Origin of the sequence: Caulobacter sp. DWP3-1-3b2 (assembly GCF_049896325.1) — a bacterium.
Taxonomy (GTDB): Bacteria; Pseudomonadota; Alphaproteobacteria; order Caulobacterales; family Caulobacteraceae; genus Caulobacter.
Window position 1 is genome coordinate 44,286 of sequence record NZ_JAFCUB010000003.1, and the last position, 22,978, is coordinate 67,263.

The 22,978-nt window shown below is 66.6% G+C and carries 19 protein-coding genes and 2 tRNA genes; 9 read left to right on the forward strand and 12 right to left on the reverse strand.

Annotated features, from left to right (window positions below):
- Nucleotides 1–381, reverse strand: coding sequence for a hypothetical protein (locus tag ACP7AG_RS02810; protein ID WP_426029722.1), 381 nt, complete (start codon nucleotides 379–381; stop codon nucleotides 1–3).
- 6 nt (nucleotides 382–387) lie between these two features.
- Complete coding sequence (locus ACP7AG_RS02815) at nucleotides 388–642, reverse strand: helix-turn-helix domain-containing protein (RefSeq protein ID WP_426029723.1); 255 nt, start codon at nucleotides 640–642, stop codon at nucleotides 388–390.
- Between the two features lie 32 nt (nucleotides 643–674).
- Here ACP7AG_RS02815 and ACP7AG_RS02820 point away from each other — a divergent pair, with 32 nt between their 5' ends.
- Nucleotides 675–2,621, forward strand: coding sequence for a sialate O-acetylesterase (locus ACP7AG_RS02820; protein ID WP_426029724.1), 1,947 nt, complete (start codon nucleotides 675–677; stop codon nucleotides 2,619–2,621).
- A 119-nt stretch (nucleotides 2,622–2,740) separates the two neighbouring features.
- The gene (locus ACP7AG_RS02825; RefSeq protein WP_426013725.1) at nucleotides 2,741–2,905 is read left to right on the forward strand and encodes a hypothetical protein; all 165 of its coding nucleotides are present in this window, start codon (nucleotides 2,741–2,743) and stop codon (nucleotides 2,903–2,905) included.
- Nucleotides 2,906–2,925: 20 nt separating this feature from the next.
- Here ACP7AG_RS02825 and ACP7AG_RS02830 read toward each other — a convergent pair whose 3' ends face one another.
- A complete protein-coding gene (locus ACP7AG_RS02830) occupies nucleotides 2,926–3,627 on the reverse strand; it encodes a DnaJ C-terminal domain-containing protein (RefSeq protein WP_426029725.1) in 702 nt (233 codons plus the stop codon).
- A gap of 56 nt (nucleotides 3,628–3,683) precedes the next feature.
- The gene (locus tag ACP7AG_RS02835; RefSeq protein ID WP_426013721.1) at nucleotides 3,684–4,025 is read right to left on the reverse strand and encodes a hypothetical protein; all 342 of its coding nucleotides are present in this window, start codon (nucleotides 4,023–4,025) and stop codon (nucleotides 3,684–3,686) included.
- A gap of 116 nt (nucleotides 4,026–4,141) precedes the next feature.
- On the opposite strand from ACP7AG_RS02835, the gene pdxH reads away from it, so the two are divergent.
- Nucleotides 4,142–4,807, forward strand: coding sequence for a pyridoxamine 5'-phosphate oxidase (gene pdxH, locus ACP7AG_RS02840; RefSeq protein WP_426013719.1), 666 nt, complete (start codon nucleotides 4,142–4,144; stop codon nucleotides 4,805–4,807).
- Here pdxH and ACP7AG_RS02845 read toward each other — a convergent pair.
- The gene (locus ACP7AG_RS02845; protein WP_426013717.1) at nucleotides 4,759–5,442 is read right to left on the reverse strand and encodes a TetR/AcrR family transcriptional regulator; all 684 of its coding nucleotides are present in this window, start codon (nucleotides 5,440–5,442) and stop codon (nucleotides 4,759–4,761) included. The two genes, pdxH and ACP7AG_RS02845, sit on opposite strands and share 49 nt — an antisense overlap.
- Nucleotides 5,443–5,550: 108 nt before the next feature.
- Between ACP7AG_RS02845 and ACP7AG_RS02850 the strand changes: the two genes are divergently transcribed.
- Nucleotides 5,551–7,050: an AAA family ATPase gene (locus tag ACP7AG_RS02850; RefSeq protein ID WP_426013715.1), complete on the forward strand. Its 1,500-nt coding sequence runs from the start codon at nucleotides 5,551–5,553 to the stop codon at nucleotides 7,048–7,050.
- A 1-nt stretch (nucleotide 7,051) separates the two neighbouring features.
- Here ACP7AG_RS02850 and ACP7AG_RS02855 read toward each other — a convergent pair whose 3' ends face one another.
- On the reverse strand, nucleotides 7,052–8,818 hold the full coding sequence (locus ACP7AG_RS02855) for a response regulator (protein ID WP_426013713.1): 1,767 nt from the start codon (nucleotides 8,816–8,818) through the stop codon (nucleotides 7,052–7,054).
- Nucleotides 8,819–9,023: 205 nt separating this feature from the next.
- Between ACP7AG_RS02855 and ACP7AG_RS02860 the strand changes: the two genes are divergently transcribed.
- Nucleotides 9,024–12,038, forward strand: a complete 3,015-nt coding sequence (locus ACP7AG_RS02860) for a long-chain-fatty-acid--CoA ligase (RefSeq protein ID WP_426029726.1) — start codon at nucleotides 9,024–9,026, stop codon at nucleotides 12,036–12,038.
- Between the two features lie 10 nt (nucleotides 12,039–12,048).
- Here ACP7AG_RS02860 and ACP7AG_RS02865 read toward each other — a convergent pair whose 3' ends face one another.
- Nucleotides 12,049–12,942, reverse strand: coding sequence for an MBL fold metallo-hydrolase (locus ACP7AG_RS02865; RefSeq protein WP_426029727.1), 894 nt, complete (start codon nucleotides 12,940–12,942; stop codon nucleotides 12,049–12,051).
- Between the two features lie 70 nt (nucleotides 12,943–13,012).
- On the opposite strand from ACP7AG_RS02865, the gene ACP7AG_RS02870 reads away from it, so the two are divergent.
- A complete protein-coding gene (locus tag ACP7AG_RS02870) occupies nucleotides 13,013–13,165 on the forward strand; it encodes a hypothetical protein (RefSeq protein ID WP_426029728.1) in 153 nt (50 codons plus the stop codon).
- Between the two features lie 2 nt (nucleotides 13,166–13,167).
- Here the strand turns inward: ACP7AG_RS02870 and ACP7AG_RS02875 are convergent, their stop codons facing one another.
- On the reverse strand, nucleotides 13,168–13,578 hold the full coding sequence (locus ACP7AG_RS02875; RefSeq protein WP_426029729.1) for a TIGR01244 family sulfur transferase: 411 nt from the start codon (nucleotides 13,576–13,578) through the stop codon (nucleotides 13,168–13,170).
- 599 nt (nucleotides 13,579–14,177) lie between these two features.
- On the opposite strand from ACP7AG_RS02875, the gene ACP7AG_RS02880 reads away from it, so the two are divergent.
- Nucleotides 14,178–17,372, forward strand: a complete 3,195-nt coding sequence (locus tag ACP7AG_RS02880) for a TonB-dependent receptor (protein ID WP_426029730.1) — start codon at nucleotides 14,178–14,180, stop codon at nucleotides 17,370–17,372.
- 742 nt (nucleotides 17,373–18,114) lie between these two features.
- Here the strand turns inward: ACP7AG_RS02880 and sppA are convergent.
- Both sppA and ACP7AG_RS02890 read right to left on the reverse strand, forming a co-directional pair.
- Nucleotides 18,115–19,902 (reverse strand): signal peptide peptidase SppA, encoded by a 1,788-nt coding sequence (gene sppA / locus ACP7AG_RS02885; RefSeq protein ID WP_426029731.1) that lies wholly within the window; start codon nucleotides 19,900–19,902, stop codon nucleotides 18,115–18,117.
- A 150-nt stretch (nucleotides 19,903–20,052) separates the two neighbouring features.
- Nucleotides 20,053–20,129: transfer RNA gene (locus ACP7AG_RS02890), tRNA-Pro, on the reverse strand.
- Nucleotides 20,130–20,280: 151 nt separating this feature from the next.
- Between ACP7AG_RS02890 and ACP7AG_RS02895 the strand changes: the two genes are divergently transcribed.
- A tRNA-Gln gene (locus ACP7AG_RS02895) sits at nucleotides 20,281–20,354 on the forward strand.
- 593 nt (nucleotides 20,355–20,947) lie between these two features.
- Nucleotides 20,948–21,376: a MucR family transcriptional regulator gene (locus tag ACP7AG_RS02900; protein ID WP_426013699.1), complete on the forward strand. Its 429-nt coding sequence runs from the start codon at nucleotides 20,948–20,950 to the stop codon at nucleotides 21,374–21,376.
- Nucleotides 21,377–21,441: 65 nt separating this feature from the next.
- Here the strand turns inward: ACP7AG_RS02900 and ACP7AG_RS02905 are convergent, their stop codons facing one another.
- Nucleotides 21,442–22,218, reverse strand: coding sequence for a hypothetical protein (locus tag ACP7AG_RS02905; protein WP_426029732.1), 777 nt, complete (start codon nucleotides 22,216–22,218; stop codon nucleotides 21,442–21,444).
- 96 nt (nucleotides 22,219–22,314) lie between these two features.
- On the reverse strand, nucleotides 22,315–22,866 hold the full coding sequence (locus ACP7AG_RS02910; protein WP_426013696.1) for a GNAT family N-acetyltransferase: 552 nt from the start codon (nucleotides 22,864–22,866) through the stop codon (nucleotides 22,315–22,317).
- Nucleotides 22,867–22,978: the final 112 nt, after the last annotated feature.

Consider the following 22,978-nt stretch of genomic DNA (forward strand, 5'->3'; position numbering starts at 1 on the left):
TCAACACCGTCTCCCCGACGAAAGTCGGGATGTGGATTCACACTTGAAATGCAACAGGGTGTAGACCTCGGCGGGTGTCTGGAAGACCAGGCACTTTCGAGGCCTGTGGTTGTGGAGCCTGTTGAGCCAAAGAATGTCGTCCAGGTCGAGGGTGTCGAGGTTGGTCTTGCGCGGCAGATACTTGCGCCAGCTTCCATCGTTGGTCCGGCGCATCTGGGCGTAGATGAACCGGTAGATGCTCTCGTGGCTGATCACCGCCTGGCCGCGCTCGCGCTTCAGCCGTCCGGCCACCTGCTCGAGCACTTGGCACTGGAGGACCTCGTCGCGTTCCAGGCGGCTGCCTCGCCAGCGCCTGGCCCTGCTGAGATCGCCGGCCAGCACGGGTTTTTAGGCGGCCTTGGGCCCGCCATTAGGCTTCAGCTCACGGCAGATGCTCGATGGCGAGCGACCCAGAGCCGCAGCGATTGGTCGGATCGTCTCACCCGCTTCACGACGGCGGGCAAGCTCACACCGCGCCTCAGCGTAAGTGATCATAGGCTTGTCCCATCGCAACACCTCGGTCAGAGAGTGTTGCACTTCGTTTGTGAACTCAGGGGACCAGGTGAATCCCGCTGAGGCTCTGGGTGAATCTGGGTCCGGCATTCGCCGGGATGAGCGGATTTTGGGGTATGCCGATGCGTTCGAAAGTCCTTGGCCTGTTAGCCTCCGCGCTGTTCTTGCCAAGCCTTGCTTCGGCCGCGCCCATCCTCGCCCCGGTCTTCACCGATCACGCGGTCCTCCAGCGCGGCCAACCGATCCGGGTCTGGGGCGGCGCCACGCCCGGGGCGTCGGTGTCTGTCATGCTGGGCGAGGCCGAAACCACGGCCACCACCGACGCCCAAGGCCGCTGGTCAGCGACCTTCCCGGCCCGCCAGCCGGCCGCCGCCCTGTCCCTGACCACCAAAACCGTTAGCGACAGCCAGACGATCTCCGACCTGCTGGTCGGCGATGTCTGGCTGTGCTCGGGCCAGTCGAACATGGAATATCCACTGCGCCGGTCGCTCGACAGCGACACCGAGCTGTCGCACGCAACCGATCCCGACATCCGCCTGCTCCAAACCGGCCGCACCAGCCTGCCGGCTCCGACCACGACCCTGCCCAAGGAAGCGGTGTGGCGCGTGGCCAGCCCTGAAGCCGCCGCGAACTTCAGCGCGGCGTGTTTCTTCATGGGCCGCGAGTTGAGGAAGACGACCGACGCGCCGATCGGCCTGATCGACGCCAGTTGGGGCGGGTCGATCATCCAGGACTGGATTAGCGGCGAGGGCCTCCACGCCCTGGGCAACTATGACGAGGGCCTGGCCGTGTTGGCTGACTACGCGCGATCCAAGGAGGCCGGCATGGCCCGTTGGGGCGCGATGCTGGATCGCTGGGCCGCCAAGGTCGAGCCGCAGGCGGCGGGTTGGGCCAGCCCGAACCTCGACGACAGCGCCTGGGCCACGATGCCGGCCGAGAACTTCTGGGAGGTCAATCCTGGCCTGGAAACCTTCGACGGCACGATCTGGCTGCGCGCCACCCTCACCCTGACGGCCAAGCAGGCGGCCCAAGCCGCCAAGGGGGGCGCGACCTTGGCGCTCGGCCCGGTCGATGACATCGACACCACCTTCATCAATGGCCGCCAAATCGGCTCTCAGGAAGGCTGGAACACCCCGCGCGAATATCACATCGCGCGGGGCATGCTGAAGGCGGGCGCCAACCTGATCGCGGTGCGGGCCATCGACACCAGCGGCGGCGGCGGGGCCTGGGGCCCGGCGGCGCAGAAGGGTCTGAAGTTCGACGACGGGTCGTTCGCGCCGCTCGGCGGGACCTGGCGCTACAAGATCTCGACCTCCATGGCCCAAAGCGGCCCGCCGCCGCACGCGCCCTGGTTGGGGGCCAGCGGCCTGTCCACCCTGCGCAACGGCATGATCGCGCCGCTGGCGCCGTATGGCCTGAAGGGCTTCGTCTGGTATCAAGGCGAGGCCAATGTCTCCGAACCGGCCGAATATGCCCGCACCCTGCCGGCCCTGATCGCCGACTGGCGCCGAGCGTTCGGCGGACCGGACCTTCCGTTCCTGATCGTTCAACTGGCCGATTTCGGCCCGCGCTACGCCCAGCCGCGCGAGTCTGGCTGGGCTGGGGTGCGGGACGTACAGCGCCGGGTGGCCGCCGCCGATCCCCAGGTCGGCCTCGCCTCGGCCGTCGATATCGGCGACATCCACGACATCCATCCGGCCAATAAGCAGGAGGTCGGCCGTCGATTGGCGCTTCAAGCCCGCAGGCTAGCCTATGGGGACACGAGCGTGGTCGCCGCCGGCCCGGCCCCGCTGTCGGTGTTGATCCAGGGCGGCGCCGTGACGGTGCGGCTGGACCAGCGCGCGGTGGTCCAGGCCGGCGCGCATCCCAACGGCTTTGAATTGTGCGATGCTAGCGCCTGCCGGTTCGTCGACGCGACCTTGAGCGGCGACCAGGTCAGCCTGCCGATCCCTGCAGGCCTCGCGCCCGTGAAGGTTCGCTACGGCTGGGCCGACAGCCCGATCGTCAATCTCTACGGCCTGACCGGCCTGCCGGCCACGCCGTTCGAACTGGCGATCGCAGCGCGTTAGTCAAGGGACTCGGGCGCGCGTCTCGCGGCGCGCGTCTCGCGGCGCGCGTTGTTAATCAGCAACCCCTTGGTGTCGAACGGCATTGTCTTTCCCGAGTGTGTGGTTCGAGAGAGCGTTACGTGACCGATTTGGCCTATCAGGAACTGGCGAGCCTCTGGGAGGCGGTGTTTGGCGAACAACCGTCCGTCGTCGCTGATTCCGAGTTGATGGCCCGCATCCTGGTGACCTGCCTGCCGCCGACCGAACCGCACAGCTTCGGCGCGGATCCAGACGAGGACGACTAAGGCTCGGGGCGCCCTTGGCCTTAGGCCGCCCACGCCGCCGCGAAACGCTTCAGTTGCGATCGCGCGGCGCTTTCGGCTCCGCCGTTGACGGGTTCGAGCCGCAGGAAGAGATCGCCTTGGCGATGCGGCCCACGAGCTGGCAGGCCCTGGCCGGGCAGGCGAACCAAGCCGCGGGCGGCGGCCTTGGTCGAGATCCACACCAGGCGCGGACCGATAGCGGTGGCCACCTCAAGGCGGCCGCCCTCGGCCAGCACCCGGGAGTCCAGCCGCGCGGTCAGCCACAGGTCGTCGCCGCGCACCAAGGCCTCGGGATCAGGCTTCAGAGCGACGCGGAAGACCACGTCCTCGACCCGCACCTTGTCGCCGTCGCGCAGGCCGGCGGGCAGGGTCAGGCGCAGCTTGCGAGCGTCGACCATCAGGTCGAGCGCGCCGCCGGCGAAGGCCATGGCCGTTTCGAGGGTCAGGGTCGCCTGCTCGACACGCGCGGGCTCGGTGACGGCGGGCGGGAAATGGATCGGCTGGACCGGGTTGTCCTGCAGCAGGCGGTAGGCGGCCAGCACGTCGCGGAACAGGGCCGCGTCGCCGCCGGGGCGATCGGGGTGGGCGCGCTTGGCGGCCTCGCGATAGGCGGCGCGCAGCTCGCGCTCGTCGGCCCGAGCGGCGACGCCGAGGATGGCGCGCGCGGCCTGGAGACTGGGGACTGTGGAGGGGCGGGCGGTCATGCCGCCGACCCTGCCGCCACTTGGTCAACGGCGGGTTAAGTTAAGACTTTCGAGCGCTAGCGGATCTGGCCGCTGATCAGCCAGACCAGGCCGAAGGTGCCAAACACCCCCGCAGCGAAGAGGATCACCGCCCACGAGCCGCTCTTGCGATACCAGGTCACGGGCTCATCGACATCGGGACCCTCGACCCGGGCCCGTTCGGCGGCGCGATTGCGCACCTTCACTAGGTTCCAGGCCCCCGCCGCGAACAGGAAGACCCCGCCCAAGGCCAGCACGATCCAGTCCTGAACGTCGTCGCCCTTCCACTTCACCGCCTCGATCGTGCCGATCCACAGCGCGGCCGCGCTCCAGAGCGCCAGCGGGATCCAGGCTAGTCGCGCGCGCGTGCCGAGCTTCATGAGGTGTCGTGTCCTAGGTCGCGGCGCCGTCCGCGCGCGGTTTGGCGGCAGATGCGCGCGACGGGTCGTGCACGTCAAGCGTGGCCCGCCGCCGCCGCCTGTCCTATAGGACTGCCATGACCAACGCGCCCCTGATCCCCGCCTCGCCCTCCGAGGACGACTATGTCCGCCAGGTGACCGACGCTACGCCTCCCCCGCTGCTGCCGGAAGGCGATCCCATCCGGCTGTTCGAGGAATGGCTGGCCGAGGCCGGGAAGGGCGAGCCGAACGATCCCAACGCCGTGGCGGTGTCGACGGTCGACGCCGACGGCCTACCGGACTCGCGCATGGTGCTGCTCAAGAGCGTCGATGCGCGGGGCTTTGTCTTCTACACCAACACCCAGAGCGCCAAGGGCGTGGAGCTGGACGCCCAGCCCAAGGCGGCGCTGCTGTTTCATTGGAAGTCGTTGCGCCGCCAGGTGCGGGTGCGCGGCGTTGCCGAGCCCGTGAGCGAGGCCGAGGCCGACGCCTATTTCGCCAGCCGGGCCCGGCACAGTCAGCTGGGCGCCTGGGCCAGCGACCAGTCGCGGCCGCTGCCCGACCGCCTGGCCCTGGAACGCCGGGTGGCCGAGATGGCCCTGAAATTTGGCCTCGGCCAGGTGGCGCGCCCCCCGCACTGGTCAGGCTACCGCGTCGTGCCGCAGGTCATCGAGTTCTGGCGCGACCGACCGTTCCGCCTGCACGAGCGGCTGGTCTACGAGCGGGCGGGCGAAGGCTGGGGCACCACGCGGTTGTTTCCGTAGCGCGCCAGGAACGTCTCGACCGCGTCGCGTGACAGCTCCTCGAGCGGCCTGTTCGGTTGAACGTTGTCGCCGGCCGACAGGCCAAGCAACAGGGTCGGGTGGTCGATCATGCCCAGAAGTTGGCCGGCGGCCCAGGAGGGCTTTTCGACCTTGAGCTCGCCTGTTTCGACAAGATCGTCGATGACGCGGATCGCGGCGCGGCCCAGTTCCTCGCGGGCGTTCCGGAGGAAGAAGTCGGCCAGGACCTGGAAGCGCCGCCGCTCCGACGTGATCAAGCGGAACGTCGCCCGGGTCATGGGGCGAGAAAAGAAGGTGGCATAGGCGCAGGTCAGGGCCATGAGCCGCGCGCGGGCGTCGCCCTTGACCCGCGTGCTCGCCCTGACGGGGCCAGCCATGTCCCGCACGGTCTCGTGGATCACGACCTCGAACAGCTTCGCCTTGCTGGGGAAGTAGGTATAGAGCGTGGCGGTCGAGACGCCCGCCATCCGCGCGACGACCTCCATGCCGGTGTCAGGATAACCCTGGCGCAGGAAGACGCCACGCGCCGCCGCCAGGATTTCCGTTTTCCGGCGTTCCGGCCTATTTAGTCCAGCGCCCATCAGCATGCGTTGCACTCGATCCAGGGTTAACTTCACCTTAGACGCTCAACTCACGCGCAAGCAAGCGTCGGGCGGCGACGTCGGCGGAAGTTTCCGCTATGGGACGCCGGCGCCGGCGTCGTGGCGCGAGAGACGGGGTACGGCGTGATCAAGGACGCGGAAACGGTTCGCGAGCAGGAAGTGGCCGCCTGGATGGGCGAGCGGGCCGATCGGGTGATCGAGACCTCCTGCGCCCGGGTCTTCCTGGTCGGCGAAGCGGCCTTCAAGGTCAAGCGGCCGGTCAATTTCGGCTTTCTGGATTATTCGACGCTGGAACTGCGCCGCTGGTCGCTGGAGCGCGAGCTCAGCTTCAACCGTTCGGCCGCGCCGGACATCTACCGGGCCGTGCGTCGCTTGACCCGCACCGAAGCCGGCGGGGTCGAGATCGACGGCGCGGGCGAGACGATCGAGTATGCGCTGGAGATGCGCCGCTTCGACGAGGAGGGCGTGCTGGCTTCGCAGCCCTGGGCGATCGACGACGCGCTTGAAGAGGCCCTGGGCCGAACCATCGCCCAGTTCCACGCCGTGGCGCCGCTGCGTCCGCAAGGCGGCGGGGTGGGGGCCCTGGGTTACACCATCGCGTCCAACGCCAAGCTGCTGCGCGGCCTGGCCCTGCGCCTTGGCTCGCTGGCCGTCGAGCGCTTGATCGCCGAGACCGACCTGGCGCTGGAAAGGCTGGGTCCGTTGCTCAACGGTCGGGCGGGGCAAGGCTTCGCGCGCCACTGTCACGGCGACCTGCATCTCGGCAACATCCTGATCGAGGACAGCAAGCCGATCCTGTTCGACTGCATCGAGTTCAACGACGCCCTGTCGGACATCGATATCCAGTACGACTTGGCCTTCCTGCTGATGGACCTGGATTTCCGCCGTCGCCGCGACGCGGCCGGCCGAGTGCTGAACGCCTATCTGGACGAGGCCGCTCGCACCTTCGACACCGGCCTGTGGACCGGGCTGGCCGCCTTGCCGCTAATGCTCAGCGTCCGCGCCGCCGTTCGCACCCACGTCTGGGCCTACAGCAATGACGACGAGGCCGCGCGGGCCTATCTGGCCACGGCGCTGGAGCACCTGGCCCCGCGGCCTGTCAGCCTGGTGGCGACGGGCGGGCTATCGGGCTCGGGCAAGTCGACCTTCGCGCGGGTCTGCGCGCCTGGCCTGGGCAGCGCGCCCGGCGCGGTGGTGCTGCGCACCGACGAGATCCGCAAGCGCCTGCTGGGCGTGCCGTCTCTGCAGCGCCTGCCCAAGGAGGCCTACACGCCGCAGATGAGCGAGCGGGTCTATGACGAGCTGTTCCGTGACGCGGGCCTGACCCTGGCGGCCGGCCGCTCGGTGGTGGTCGATGCGGTGTTCCTCAAGCCCGAGCAGCGCGCGCGCGCCGAGGCCTTGGCCAAGTCAGCCGACGTCGCCTTCCAGGGTGTGTGGCTCGATGCCCCGCCCGAGGTGCTGCGCGGTCGCGTCGCCGCCCGCGTCAACGACGCCTCGGACGCCGACGTCGCCGTGCTGGAGAGCCAACTGGCCCGCGACACAGGAGAAATCAGATGGCGCCGGGTCGATACGGTCAGCGCCTTCGAGGATGAGGCCCGCGCCCTGGCGGAGACGATGGGGTGAGTTAGGAACGCGCCGCTTCGGCCGGTCTGGCCCTGGGGCGCACCGCCGCGAGGATCGCCGTCAGCAGTTGAATCGGGCGGACGGGCTTGCCCAGATGATCGTCGAAGCCCATCGCCAGGAAGCGCTCGCGATCGCCTGACATCGCCGAGGCGGTAAGGGCGATGACCGGGATGGCCGGGTCGCCGGTCGCGCCGGCCCGGATGGCGGCCAGGGCGGTGATGCCGTCCATGACCGGCATGTTGATGTCCATCAGCACGGCGTCGAAGGTCCCGACCTGCAGCGCGGCCAGCGCCGCCTGGCCATCATCGACGATGGTCAGGGCCACGCCGGTCGCCTCAAGCATCGTGCGCACCACCACCTGGTTGATCGCGTTGTCCTCGGCCATCAGTATCCGCAACGAGTCCAGGTTCGGCATGTCGTCGTCGCGCTCGGTCTCGCACGGCGAAGAGGGCGACGCGATCGGCGTGGCCACCAGGGTGAAGGCGAAGGTCGCGCCGTCCAGGCCGCTTTCCAGCGCCAGGTCGCCGTCCATCTGACGCGCCAGGGCGCGCGCGATCGTCAGGCCCAGGCCCGTGCCGCCGTGGCTTCGGGAGACGGCGTCGTCGGCCTGGGTGAAGCTGTCGAAGATGCGTTCTTGGAAATGCTTGGCCACGCCGATGCCGCTGTCGATCACGCGTATCCGCACCAGCAGCGCGCCGTCGGGGCGGGGTGTAGCGGCGGCGAGCTGGAGGGTGACGCCGCCTTGCTGGGTGAACTTCAGCCCGTTGGAAATCAGGTTCATCACCACCTGGCGAATGCGCTGGGGGTCGGCCAGGACCCAGACCGGCGCGGACGGATCGATCTCGGTCTTGAGCCACAGGCCCTTTTCGGTGGCGGCGTCGCGCCAAGCGTCGCCCGCCGCCAACACCAGTTCGTGCAGGTTGGTGGCGGTGTGGTCGAGGTCGACCTTGCCAGCTTCGATCTTCGATAGGTCGAGCACGTCGTTTAGCACCTGCATCAGGCTGTCGCCCGACTTGATCATCAAGCGCACGTGACGGCGCTGGCTTTCGTTGAGGTTGCTGCGGTCCAGGGCGTAGGCCATGCCCAGCAGGCCGTTCATTGGGGTGCGCAGCTCATGGCTGGTGACGGCCACGAAGGTGGACTTGGCGCGGTTGGCCTCCAGGGCCCGCTCGCGTTCCTCGCGCAGGCTGCGGGTCAGGTCGTCCATGCGTCGGGCGGCGGCGCGGTTGCCGCGCATGACGTTGACCGTGGTCAGCACGACCATCAACAGGCCCCAGCGGGCGATATTGGGGCCGACGCCGTGGGCCTGGAAGAAGAACAGGGGAAAGACCACGAGGCTGAGCATCGGCGCGAAGGCGCTGACGATCAGCAGGGCGGCCGGTTGATGGCGGAAGTTCTGGGTGTAGACGATCTGCCCGACCCAGATGGAAACGGCCGCCAGCTTGAGTTCCGGGATTGGCGAGAGCCAAATCATCGCCGCTAGCCAGGCCCAGGTCAGGTTGATTGGCAGCGTCATCAGCACGAAGGCCGCGCGCTCGGCCGGAGAGGCGTCGACGCCCAACTTGAACCGACGGGTCGCCAGTCGCGCCAAGCCCTCGCTCAGGATGAAGCCCGCCAGCCAGGTCAAGGCCGTCATGGCGCCCAGCACCATTGACGTGATCGCCGTCGCCGCGATGGCCGGGATCAGGCGAGAGGGCAGCAGGCGGTGGGTGTCCAGCGCTACCTCGTCCAGCCGGTTATCGGCCCATGGCGCTTGGAACCATCGCACGTAAATTCGCCTTGCCCGTCGATCAGCGTCTGTGCGGACAAACCTAGCGGATCGCGACTACCAGCGGCTGAACGCAATCTGCGACGGATCAGCGCGGTTGGCTTTTAGACTTAAGGTTCGCTCAAAGCGCGCGCCGCGTTGCGTGGGCGTCGCGAGGCCGCTAGCCTTGGCTGAACAACGTTAACGAAGCGGGAGTGCGGGGCCGATGCAAGGCTTGATGCAACACGGGGCCTTGACGGTCGACAAGATCATCGACCACGCCGCCCAGTGGCACGGCGCGCGCGAGGTCGTCACCCGCTCCGTCGAAGGTCCCATCGTCCGCACGACCTACGCGGCCATTCACAACCGCGCCAAGCGCGTCTCCAACGCTCTGCTCGGCATGGGGATCAAGCCAGGCGATCGGGTCGGCACCCTGGCCTGGAACACCGCCCGCCATATGGAGGCCTGGTACGGCATCATGGGCATCGGGGCTGTGTGCCACACGCTGAACCCGCGCCTGTTTCCCGAGCAGATCGCGTGGATCGCCAATCACGGCGGCGACAGGGTGATCTTCACCGACCTGACCTTCCTGCCGATCATCGCCGGCATCGTCCAGCACCTGCCCAGTGTCGAGCATGTGGTGGTGTTCACCGATCGCGGGCACATGCCGGCCAACTTCCAGGTCGCCGGCGACGCCCCACACTTCAAGGGCCTTCTCTGCTTCGAAGACTTGGTCGCCGAGCACCATGCCGACTGCGCCTGGGGCGGCTTCGACGAGGGCACGGCTGCTGGTCTTTGCTACACTTCCGGCACGACGGGCGACCCCAAGGGGGTGATGTATTCGCACCGCTCCAACGTCCTGCACACCCTGATCACCCTTCAACCGGACGTGATGGGCCTGTCGCAGAAGGACGTGATCCTGCCGGTGGTGCCGATGTTCCACGCCAACGCCTGGGGCGTGGCCTTCTCGGCGCCCGGGACTGGGGCCAAGATGGTCATGCCCGGCGCCAAGATGGACGGGGCCTCGATCTACGAACTGCTCGACAGCGAGGGCGTCACCTTCTCGGCCGCCGTGCCCACCGTCTGGCAGATGCTGCTGCAGCACCTGCGCGAGACCGGGCTGAAGCTGCCGGTTCTAAAGAAGGTAGTAGTCGGCGGGGCGGCCTGTCCGGAGCACATCATCCGCGCTTTCCACGAGGACTACGACGTCGAGGTGGTCCATGCCTGGGGCATGACCGAGACCTCGCCGCTCGGCACCCTGTCGGTGATGACCGAGGACCTGGAAAAGCTGCCCTACGACCAGCAGATGCCCTACCGCCTGAAGCAGGGCCGGCCGCCGCTGGGCGTCGAGCTGAAGCTGACGGACGACGCGGGGAACCGCCTGCCGCACGACGGCAAGAGCTTCGGCAATCTCAAGATCCGCGGCCCGATCATCGCCGCCGAATATTTCCGGGGGGCCGGCGGCAAGATCCTCGACGAGGAAGGCTTCTTCGACACCGGCGACGTGGCGACGATCGATGACCACGGCTTTATGCAGATCACCGACCGGGCCAAGGACGTGGTCAAGTCGGGCGGCGAGTGGATCAGCACCATCGACATCGAGAACATCGCCCTGGGCCATCCCAAGGCGGCGATGACGGCGGTGATCGGCGTGGCCCATCCCAAGTGGGACGAGCGGCCGATCCTGCTGGTCAAGCTGAAGGAGGGCGAGACCGCCACCAAGCAGGAGTTCCTCGACTTCCTGCAGGGCAAGATCGCCAAGTGGTGGACGCCCGACGACGTGGTCTTCGTCGATGACATCCCGCTGGGCGCGACGGGCAAGATCGACAAGAAGCTGATCCGCCAGCGGATGAAGGACTATGTCCTGCCGAGCCTGGTCGCCGAGACCGTGGCGGAGGTCGCGCCTGGGCCGCAGGCCGGCCCGCCGGCCGGCGCCCCCACCCTGGCCGCCGCCGACGGCGCCCTGGCTGCGCGGATCTACGCCCCGGAACCCGAAGATCCGATCTCGGAACCGCCGCCCCTGCTTGAGCCCCTGGTCACCGAGGCGCTAGCTCAAGCGCCGGCCGAATCGGTGGCGCCGCTCCAACCCATCTTCGTCGCCGTCCACCTCGCCGAGGTCCAGCCAACCGTGCTCGACACGCCCGCGACGGTCGAATCCCCCGTCGCGGAAGTCGTCGTCGAACCCGAGATCATCGCGCCGACCCCGGTCGCTAAGGCCGCTGTCGCGCCGATGGTGGTCGACCCTGTGGTGGCGCCGGCCTTCGAGGCCCGGGGCGAGACCGAGCCCTTCCCGGTCGGCCCCTTGCCGCCGGTCGCCGAGCCCGTGTTGGCCATGGTGCCCGAGGCGGCGTTCCACGCCGAGCCGACCTTCGTGACCGATGAGCCGCCTCTCGCCATGCCGCTGATCCCGCCGACCAAGAAGGCGCGCAAGAAGGCGGCGGCCAAGGTCAATGCCAAGGCCAAATCCGGCGGCGGCGGAGGCGGCGTGCTGCTCGACCTGGCGGTGCTCGTCGCCCTGGCGCCGGCCCTGCTGGTCGCCGCTGGCGCGGTGGGTGTGAAGCTTGGCCTGTTCGACCAGGCGATCGGCTACGACCTGATGACCCGCGACTGGGCGTCGAAGGTCGCGATGCTGGGCGTCGCCACCGGCGTCCTGGGTCTGATCGTGGCCCTGTTCGGCGGCTTCTCGAAGCTGTGGAAGAAGGCGCTGCTGGCCCTGGCGATCACCATCGCCACCCTGGGCGTGATGGTCGCCGCCAACGCCATCGGCGGCCGCGCCCCTCCCGTCCACGACGTCTCCACCGACTGGAAGACCCCGTTGATGCCGTCCGACGCCGGCTTGGCCGCGCGAGGCGGCGACGCCCAGACGATTGAGGCGGACCCCAGCCTGCCGGTCGGTTCGCTGGCCTTCGCTGGCCGCCGCGTGGCCGACGTCAACGCCGAGACCTGCGCCGCGGCCAAGCCCTTGATCCTGGAACGCTCGCCCGCCGACGCCTACGAGGCGGCCAAGGCCGCCGTGCAGTCCGCCGGCCTGTCCATCGTCACCGACGATCCGATGGACGGCCGACTGGAGGCCACGGGCCAGAGCTTTTGGTACGGGCTGAAGGACGACCTGGTGGTGCGGGTGCGCCCCGACGCGGCCGGCGCCCGCGTGGACATGCGCTCGATCGGCCGCACGGCCGGCGGCGACATGGGCCGCAACTGCCGCCGGCTGGGCGGGTTGCTGGCGGCGGTGAAGGGGTAGGGGAAAGGCCTCAGGCCAGCCGATACACGCTGTCCAGCCCCGCCACGCCCGCGCAGGCTACGCGCCCCTGCTTCACCAGCAGCAGCATGTGGGCCAGCACCGACATGGCCGCCGCCGCGTGCAGGCGCGGATCCACGGCGGCGTAGAGAGTGGGGACCATGGCCTTGATCGTGATCGGCCCCTGCGACAGGGCCGCCAGCACCTGGGCCTCGCGCGCGCGCCGATGGTCGGCATAGGCCCGGATGAAGGGCTCGACCTCGCGAACCGGTGAGCCGTGGGTCGGCCACAGAGTGTCGAACCCCATCGCCTTCACCTTCTCCAGGCTGGCGAAATAGTCGCCCATGTCGCCGTCGGGCGGGGTGATCACCGTGGTCGACCAGCCCATCACGTGGTCGCCGCTGAACAGAGCGTTCTCCTCCGCCAGGGCAAAACAGACATGGTTGGAGGTGTGACCCGGGGTGGTCACGGCCCGCAGCGTCCAGCCCGGACCCTCGAACACGGCGCCGTCGGCGATCTCGATATCGGGCCGGAAGCCCTCGTCGTCGCCAGCCTCGACCATCACGTCCGGCGAGACCTCGGCCAGATGCGGCGCGCGGCGGCCGTGGATGGTCGCACCGGTGACCTTGGCCAGCGGGCGGGCGAGGGGAGAGTGGTCGCTGTGATGGTGGGTGACCAGGATGTGGCTGACGATCTCGCCATCCAGCGCCGCCAGCAGAGCCTGCAAATGCCCGTCCTGGTCCGGCCCGGGATCGATCACCGCCACGGTCCCGCGCCCGACAACATAGGTGCCCGTGCCGGTATAGGTGAACGGCCCCGGATTGTCGGCGACCACCCGCCGAATCAGCGGCGAAACCTGGTCGCAGCGGCCGTATTCGAACTCGATCTCGCGAACGAAGGGGATCATCTGCACCTCTGGGCCTGTCACGGCGCCGGTCTTGCGATTAACGAGACGTAAACCAAACGGAGCACGGATCATGGCCGCCGACACAGCGATTTTTGTCTCAAAACGGCTCCAGCGCGCGGCCTTCGCCATCCTGTGTCTCATCACGGCCCAGTTTGTGCTGGCCAGTTGCGAACCCGAGCCTTCGGCGATGGCCGCCCGGGTGGCCCTGACCCACCACAACTGAGCCTAGCGGCCGAGCACGCCCGACAGGTCGTACCCGGCTTCAGCGCCTTGCCGCACCAGCACGTCGCGATCCGCAGCGCCGGATGTGGCCTGGCCGATCGACCAGGTGACGATCGAGCGCGTGCCCGAGCGGCAGAAGGCCAGCACCGGCCCCTCGACCGAGGCCACCGCCCGCCGCACCGCCTCGACCTGGTCCGGCGTGGGTCCGCCGTGCACGGGAATGTGGACATAGGCCAAGCCAACGGCCTGGGCGGCCGCCTCGACTTCGGCGCTGGACGGCTGGCCCGGCTCCTCGCCGTCGGGCCGATTATTGATCACCAGAACGAATCCCTCGTCCGCCACGCGGCTTAAATCCTCCAGGCCGATCTGCGGGCTGACCGAAAGCGAGTCGGTTACGCGTCGAAAGCTGGTCATAGGTGTCACTTTGCAACTGCGCCGAGGCGTCTTTGAAGGGCGCATCATCCCGGCTCGCGGGCCCCTGCGCAACGACCGTTGGCGGCAAAACCTGTCCGAACTTTAGACGATCTGCGAGAAAAAATTCTGATTCACACTGACATACGACAATTATAAACTAACGTTACCAACGAATGTTGGATGATTTTCGCGAAAGTCAATCAATCGCGGGGTGTTTTACCCGATTGAACGCTCGACCTCGCGGCGGAGGTTCGCGCGACGGCGTGTGGGTCGAATTTGCCTGTCCAACCAAGGGTCTATGGGGGGTAGGGGCCATGTTTTGGATCGCTTTGCGGAAAATCTGAGCGGTGTTCGTCAGAAATGCGGCGTTCGTGTTGCGATAATGCGACAGCCTGAGGCGATGTTATTACGGAATAGTAATGGCAATTGACCCATCGGCGGCGCGGCTCCTAACGTCAGACCAACCGGGGAAATGTTTTCCGGGACACCTAAGTTCTCGTGGTGGAGTTGGGGCGAAAATCCAGATTGACCGAACGTAACGTCCCCTTTCGGGGGTTCGTGCGGGCGGCAGGATGCTCCGCCGCGCTAGAGGGGATAATATGAAGATGATTTCCACCCAAGGCAGCGCTCGCGCGCGTCTCTTGGCGTCGACGCTGCTGGCCGGCCTGGCCACGATCGCCGCGCCGCTCGCCGTCACGGCGATCGCCACGGCCGTCCCGACCCTGGCCTCGGCGCAGGACTACACGAGCGGTACGCTGAGCGGCACCGTCCGCGATGCAAGCGGCGCGCCAGTTGCCGGCGCCGCCGTCACCGTCAAGTCACTCGGTCAAGGCTTCACCCGCGCCCTGACCACCGACGACAGCGGCCAGTTCCGCGTCCCGTTGGTGCCGCAAGGTGGCTACTCGGTCGCGATCGCGAAAGACGGCTTCCAGCCGACGAGCGACGGCTCGGTCTCGGTGCGTCCGGGTGGCGACAGCGCCTACAGCTTCACGCTGACCTCGGCTGACGCTTCGGTTTCGGAAGTGGTGGTGACCGCCACCGCCAACCCGCAGCTCGACTTCGCCGGCACCACCACCGGCCTATCGGTCGATCTGGAAACCCTGACTAAGCAGGTCCCGATCACCCGCAACATCACCAGCGTCGTTCTGCTGGCGCCGGGCGCGGTTCAGGGCAGCAACGCCAACTTCCGCGGCCAGCCGGCCATCGGCGGTTCGTCGGTCGCTGAAAACGCATTTTACGTTAACGGCCTGAACATCACCAACTTCGACAACTATCTCGGTGGTTCGACGGTTCCGTTCGACTTCTACAAGTCGGTTGACGTGAAGACCGGCGGCTATCCAGCCGAATTCGGTCGCTCCACCGGCGGCATCATCAGCGCCGTCACCAAGGCCGGCACGAACGAATTCAAGTTCGCCATTCGTGGCCAATATGAGCCCGACGGCCTTCAGGAAGACCAAAAAGACACCTTTCTGCGTCGCGGCAAGCTAGCCAAGACCGACAACAAGTCGCTGACCCTGGAAGCTGGCGGTCCGATCATCAAGGACCGGCTGTTCTTCTTCGCCCTGGCTCAGCTGCGCGACCAAGAAAACCGCTTCGGCAACATCACCGGCGGGTCGTACAACGTTGACACCCAGCGCGACCCCTTCTACGGCGTCAAGCTGGACGGCTACATCACCGACCGTCAGCACCTTGAATTCACCTATTTCGACACCAAGGGCTCGCTCAAGCGCAAGACCCGCGACTACAACTTCGACGGCACCACCGACACCATCGGTGATCGCCTCGACGGCACGCTGTTCTCGCTAGGCGGCGCCAACTATGTCGGCAAGTACACGGGCACCTTCACCGATTGGTTCACCCTGTCGGCCGCCTATGGCGTGACCAAGGATGACTATCGCATCACCCCGCAAAACCTGTCGGGCAACTATGTGACGAACACCGCTGATCCGGCTCACCCCGGTGAAACCACGGTCATCAGCCGTCAAAAGACCAGCTCTTACGACTCAAGCTACGGTACCAAGCGCGAATTTTACCGCGTAGACGCTGACTTCTATTTCAGCCTGTTCGGCAAGCACCACATTCGCGTAGGCATGGACCACGAAGACCTGACGCTGGATCACGTGAACAAGTATCCCGGCCTGGGCACGGACTGGGACTTCCTCGCGGGCGGCGCGACTGACTCGCGTGGCGTTCCCGCAGGGCAGATCTACGTCAAGGGCCGGACGTTCAACACCGGCGGCGTTTTCGAGGGCCAGAACGAAGCCTATTACATCCAGGATTCGTGGGACGTGACCTCGAACCTGACCCTCAACCTGGGCGTCCGTAAGGACAAGTTCCAAAACAGCGGCGCTCGGACCTCAAAGGGCAGCGAAACCTTCATCGAGTTCAAAAACGAGATCGGTCCGCGTATCGGGTTCACCTACGATCCGTTCAGCACCGGCAACGACAAGGTGTTTGGCAACTTCGGCCGCTACTATTTGCCGGTTGCGTCGAACACGGCCTTTCGCCAGGCGACCGCCAGCTACGACATCGACACCTTCTTCACCGCGCCTCAAGGCGCGAAGTTGGGCGCTGACGGTACGCCGATCCGGGGCACCCAGATCACCGTCACGACCAATCCGGGCTTCACCTCGGCCGCCGCCTGCCCGGCGCCGGTCAATGGCGTGACGCCTCCCGGTATCACGGACGCGGTCGGCTGCGCCGTTCGTGGCGACGGTTCGCTGCAGCCGTTCGCGGCCAACACCAGCCACAACCTGAAGTCGACTCAGGAAGACGAATATATCATCGGGTACGAACACCAGTTCGACTCCCTGTGGAAGGCGAGTGCCACCCTGACCTACCGCAACCTGAACCGGGTTTCGGAAGACGTGGCGATCGACTCCTCCGTGCGTAACTACTGCACCAAGAACGGCATCGTTGGCTGCGGCGCGACCTACAATGTCGCCGTTCCGACCCCGGGTTGCACCACCTTCACGGCGGGCCCTCGCGCTGGCCAGACGCGGTGCCGCGGCTTCAGCGGTTTCCGTCAGTACACCATCATCAACCCGGGCGAAGCCTCGACCATCACCCTGCGCCAACCGCTGCCTGGTGAATCCACGGCTCGCACCATCAGCTTCTCCAGGGCTGATCTGGGCTATCCGGCCGTGAAGCGTGAATATCTCGGCCTGGAACTGCAGGTCGAACGCGCCTTCGACGGCAAGTGGGGCTTCCAAGGTTCGTACGTCCTGTCCGAATCGAAGGGCAATTACGAAGGCTTCGTGAAGTCTGACGCCGGCAACGGACAAACCGACTCAGGCATCACCCAGGACTTCGACCAGGTCAGCCTGACCGACGGCGCTTACGGCCTGTTGCCGAACCACCACGGCCACGTCTTCAAGGCCTTCGGTTCCTACGCGATCACCGACAGCCTGCTGATCGGCGCCAACGCTCTGGTGTTGTCGCCTAAGCACTACGGCTGTATTGGCCTGCACCCGACCGACGACATCGTCAACTCGGGCTACGGCGCTTCGTCGTTCGCCTGCGGCGGCAAGATCGTTCCGCGGGGCTCGTCCTTCGAAACGCCTTGGTCGGCGCGTCTGGACATGTCGGTGCGCTACCTTGTCCCGACCACCAAGTTCGTCCCGGGCGGTCTGACCCTCCGGGCCGACATCACCAACCTCCTGAACACTCGGACCATCACCGAGGCCTGGGAACTGGGTGAAGACGACTCGGGCAACACTGACTCGCACTACAGAAACCCGATCCAGTACGTGCCGGCTCGCGCCGTTCGGCTGGGCTTCGATTGGGAATTCTGATCGTCGCGACGGACCTTTGACGGAATGGCGGCGGGCTCCTCGGAGCCCGCCGTTTTTCTTTGGGCGGCCTCCAGCATACGGAGGGGCCGTCCATCCCCACTGCCGCCGAAAAGAAGCTCAATGATTTCGATAGTTTGCGGGAAAACGCAGGTTTCCGATCCTTGGGCTTCCCAATGGCCTCATACTCCTTGCACCTGAGAGCACGGGGAGGGCGCACGTACGGCGACCGAGGCGGCTTTCAGGGGTGGACGAGCGGGAAGGCTTGGCCGCCGTGCTCTCACAAGGAGCGCCCCAGGTCGGTTCGGAGCAGGTTCACCCTTGGTGACAAAACTCTGGCGCCCGGGGTAGGCGGGCAGGCCGACAGGTGCGGGCTGAAATCGCCCGCACGGTCCGGAAGGGTTAGCCGCCCTTCCGCCCGCCGGGGGCCCACTTCGGAAGCGGGTTAAGACCCCGCGCTCCGATGGCTCTCGTCTGAAGGCCACGCGAAGCGCTCGTCTTCGTCGAAACGGTACAACTACTGCAAAACCTCCGGGCGGAGCCCGGGCGCTTCGCACCCTCCCCAAACGCTTCAGCGGCCCCCCGCGTGAAGTCCTCCCCCCATGGGGTTCCCATGGGGGATGTGTCGGCGCAGCCGACGGTGGGGGGAGTGATCGGATGACCGGCCAGACCTGCGACCAACAATCCCAAACCTCCCCCCACCGGTCGCTAGGCGACCACCTCCCCCACGGGGGGAAGACCTCGGTTAGCGCACCGGCGTATCGGCCAGCACCGAGGCCCCGCTGGGCGAGGCGCGCAGCCGGGCCTTGGCCATTTCGTCCAGGATCGACTGCGAGCGGGGGTCGCCCAGCAGCCAGGCGGAGGCGGCCACGGTGCGCATCGAGGTCGAACTGACGCCCAGCACCTTCTCGATGGCCTCGAACGGCGAGTCCGAGCCGCCGATCTTCTTCAGCTTCACGTCGCCCTTGATATTGGCCAGGCTCTTGGCCTTGTCGACCGCCTCATAGAAGCCGCCAAGCTCATCGACCAGGCCCAGCTGCTGGGCCTGGGCGCCCGTCCACACCCGGCCCTTGGCGATCTCGCGCACCCGTTCCGGCGGCAGCTTGCGGCCCTCGGCGACCCGGGCCACGAAGCCCGCATAGATCCGGTCCATCCAGCCGGCGAACTTGGCGCGCTGGTCGGGCGTGAAGCCCTGGCCCGTGCCGAACGCCCCGGCATAGTCGCCGCCGACATGGACCTCGCGGGTATCGACGCCAAACCGCGACAGGGCCTCGCCCAGGGCGAACTTGCCGCCGAACACGCCGATCGAGCCAGTCAGGGTGGTCGGCTCGGCGACGATCGCCGAGGCGCCCGAACTGATCCAGTAGCCGCCGGAGGCCGCATAGGTGCCCATGCTGACCACCACGGGTTTGCCCGCCTTCCTGGCGGCCTTGACGGCGGCCAGGATCTGCTCCGACGCCGTATCCGATCCGCCGGGCGAGGAAACGCGGAAGACGATCGCCTTGACGTCCTTGTCCTCGATCGCGTCGTAGAGGTCCTTGGCCACGTCGTCGGAATAGATGGTGCTCTCCCCGCCGAACGGCGAGCCGCCCGAGCCCGTGCCGGTCATGATCGCGCCTTCGGCGCCGACCACCGCGATGGTCGGACCGGTCTTGGCCGGCGGTCGCTTGCCGCGCGAGACATAGTCGTCGAAGTCCATCAGCTTGGCGCCCTTGCCGGCCTTGGCCAGCATGGCGTCCTGGATGTCCTTCACCTGGCCGACCTTGTCGATCAGGCCCTTGGCCTGGGCCTCCTGGGCGCTGTAAGGGCCCGCCTCGATGGTCTTGATCAGCATTGCGGGGTCCATCTTGCGATCCTGGGCGGCGGTGATCAGGGCGGTGTTATAGACCGACCCCATCCACGACAGCGTCGATTCCTGGTGGGCGGGCGTATAGTCGCTGTAGAGATAAGGATTGACCGCGTTCTTGTATTCGTAGCGCTGCTCGTAGTCGGCCTTGACGCCGTACTTGTCGAAAAAGCGCTTGAAGAACATTTCCTCGCTGGCCGCGCCGACCGCCTGCAGAGAGCTGTCAGGCTGCATCCAGAACTCGTTGGCCGCCGCGCCCAGCATGTAGGTCGAGGTGACCAGGCCCGAAGGATAGATCCCTTGGCTGTGGGCGAAGACCGGCTTCTTGCCGACCGTCTCGAAGTGCTTGAAGGCCCGGCGCAGCTCGTCGGCCGAGGCCGGGGCGATACCGCCCTCGGGCAGGCGCACCAGCACGCCCTTGACCTTGTCGTCGGTTTCAGCGCGGCGCAGGGTCTCGATGATCGACATCACCGACCGCCCGCCGCCGCCGCTGAAAGCCGCGAAGGGGCTCTGGGAGTCCTGGTCCGAAAGGCCCCCGCGCAGGTCGAGCTGCAGCACCGTGTGGGCGGGAACCGGGGCGGGGCGGGTCGCCGAGGCGGCCATGACAATCAGGAGGAAGGGGACGCCGACCAGAAACAACACCAGGCCGACGAAGACGCCGGCCACGGTCATGAGAAACTGCTTCATCGGACGTCCTGCTGCCTATTGTCGCGCAAGCTAGTAGCGACAGTTGCGGCGCGGTCAAATGAACAGCGCGCAACCTGGCCCCGGCGCGCCCAAAGACGTTCGCTCCGGAGGGGATAAGGATGCAGTTTTGGCGAATTTTCGGGAAAATGATGGTCGGAGTGGCAGGATTTGAACCTGCGACCCCTGCGTCCCGAACGCAGTGCTCTACCAGACTGAGCCACACTCCGACTTGGAGCGCGGCTTATAGAGGCGGCCCGACGCTCTCGCAAGCGACAAAAAACGCCCCGGAAAAAGAAGTTCAAAGCAACGTTGCATCCATCCGACTCCTGCGCTATCTCCACCGCCTCGCCGGGCCCTACGGGGTTTCGCCGTTCCTGCTGGGGAATGGTGTAATGGTAACACAGCGGTTTTTGGTACCGTCGTTCTAGGTTCGAGTCCTAGTTCCCCAGCCACTTCTCTTTCCTCCAAGATAAGCTTCCGCCTTTGGCGGCCTCCCGCAGGAGGTCGTTCCCGCGGCGTCCTGGAATTTTCCACAGCTTTTGCTTGAGCGTCTCGCATCCCCGCGGCTCGTCCCCGATGAACGGGCGGGAGGCCTTGGCCGGGAGCGCCGAATTCATCGCGCGGTAAAGGCGTCCTGAGGTCAGAACCCTCAAGCCAAGGGTCGCGAACAGGCGCTCAAGCGACCATGATCAAGCTGATCGAAAACCACAACACATCGACAAGTCTTTATGATTCAAGGCCAAGCGCGATTGACCATGACGGTCGCCCGCGCCGAACGTTGATCTTTGCCTGATCTGATCCGGCGGCGAATCATTGCAGCGGTGTAACTTTCGTTCGAACAACACCGGCCCAAGATCGGTTACCCCGATGGGAAAAGCCACGCTTCGCACGCCGCCTCTGGTTTAGTTCGCAGCGGGCTGTCTGGTTGCTGTTCTCAAGATTCGCTTGGCTGGCGATATTGGCCAAGGCGATTACCGAGATTGAGTACTTGTATTTCGGCGAGGTGGGTGTAATTGCAAGTCAAAGACACATCGGAGAGACACTCGTGGAAGACAAGGCAACCCTGATCGAGCTGACCGCCGAGATCGTCGCCAATTACGTCGCCAATAACAGCACGTCGATTTCCGACCTGCCGGCGCTGATTCGCGCGACTCATGATGCACTTGCCGGTATTGGTTCTCCTGAAGCCGCTCCCGTCGAGACGGTTACGAAGGCTACCGCAGCTCAAATCCGCCGCAGCATTACGCCGGACGCGCTGATCAGCTTCGAAGACGGCAAGCCGTACAAGACCCTGAAGCGTCACCTGACCACGCACGGCATGACCGTCGCGGAGTACAAGGCCAAGTGGGGCCTGCCCAACGACTATCCGACCACCGCCCCGGCCTATAGTGAAGCCCGCTCGGCCATGGCCAAGGCGCTCGGCCTGGGTCAAGGCGGCCGCAAGGCCAAGGCTCCGCGCGGTCGCAAGGGCTAAATCGACCTCTTCACGGGTCGTAAAATCAAAACCCCCGCTGGCCACAGCGGGGGTTTTTCTTGGCCTCAGCCGATCTTGAGTCGCACGAACGCCATCGTACTGGTCGGCTCGTCGTAGCCGAGCGACGCCGGGGCGTCGAAGGCGCTGACCAGGCCGCCAAAGCCGAGCTTGACGGTAGCTGACAACGGTATCTCGTAGATCGCTCCCACCGACAGCTTGCGCACGGTTGAGGCCCCGCCGTGATGGCCGGCCAGCTCGTCCTGTTCCACCTGCTCGGCGCGGGGGAAAATCGTCCAGTGCGGATTGGGCCGGATCGCGCCCTCGGCCAGCCAGGCCTGCAGAGCGTCGCCGGGGATGCGGTCCTTGCGAGCCCAGGCCAGGGTGGCGCTCAGGGAACCCTCGTCGCCGAGGGGGCGGACGTAGAGTGCGCTGAGCGAGGTGCGGGCCTCGTTGTCGTCAGGCTCAAGGGCCTCGGGACTGTTGATCCGCGCCCAGCTGGCCTGCAGCGCCCAGTTGGGGGGCGGGTTCCACGAGGCGCGGGCCGAGACGCTGTCCAATCGGCCGGTCTCGATATCGTAGCGTTTCTGATTAGGCTCGCGGCCGCGGAAGGCGCTGGTTTCCAGCTTCCAGCGGTCGCGCGATACACCGGCCGTTACAACACCGAAGGTGATGTGGGTCGAGTCGAACCAGTGATGGCTGATCGGGGCCTCGGGACTGTCCATCGCCGCTTGGCGGTGCATGAAGGCCGGCGGTCCGAACGCCGGCTCGCCGGGCAGACCAGCATACAGAGATCCGTCGAAACCGCCGCCCAGCGGATGGCTGTAGCTGGCCGACAGCTCCATGAAGAGATCGTGCGGATCTGGCGATCGATCAAGGGGTTTACGCTATCCCCCGGCTCGCCAGCGGCCAGTAGCATCAGGGCCGCCCCGCGGAAGGCATCACACCCCGCTCAGCGCCATACCGGGCGCGTCCGGCTCGCGCGAGCCGCCGCCGTTCAGGGCGCGCTGCATCCAGACCAGGTCCACCCAGCGGTCGAACTTGTAGCCCATGGCGGGGAAGACGCCTTTCTGCTCGAAGCCGAGGGCGGCGTGGAGACCTATGGATGCCGCGTTGCCGCTGTCGCCGATCACCGCGCACATCTGGCGCAGGCCCTGGGCCTCGCAGGCGTTGATCAGGGCAGAGAGCAAGCCCTTGCCTACACCCCTGCCGACTGCATCGGGTCCGACATAGACGCTGTCCTCGACGGTGTAGCGATAGGCGGCACGCAGACGGAACGGGCCGGCATAGGCATAGCCCAGCACCACGCCGTCCTGCTCGGCCACCAGATAGGGCATGCCCTTGTCGAGGAAGCCCCCGCGTCGCCGAGTCATCTCGGTCAGGTCCGGCGGGATCTCCTCGAAGGTGCCCAAGCCGTTGAGCACGTTCCAGCCGTAGATGGCGGTAATGGCTGGCAGGTCGGCGTCGGTGGAGGGGCGGATCGTGACGGTCATGTAAGTCCTCCCCCTATGGGGGAGGTGTCGGCGAAGCCGACGGTGGGGGGAGTGATCCAGCGGCCGACGTATCCCCCCACCGGCGCTGCGCGCCGCCTGCCCCACAGGGGGA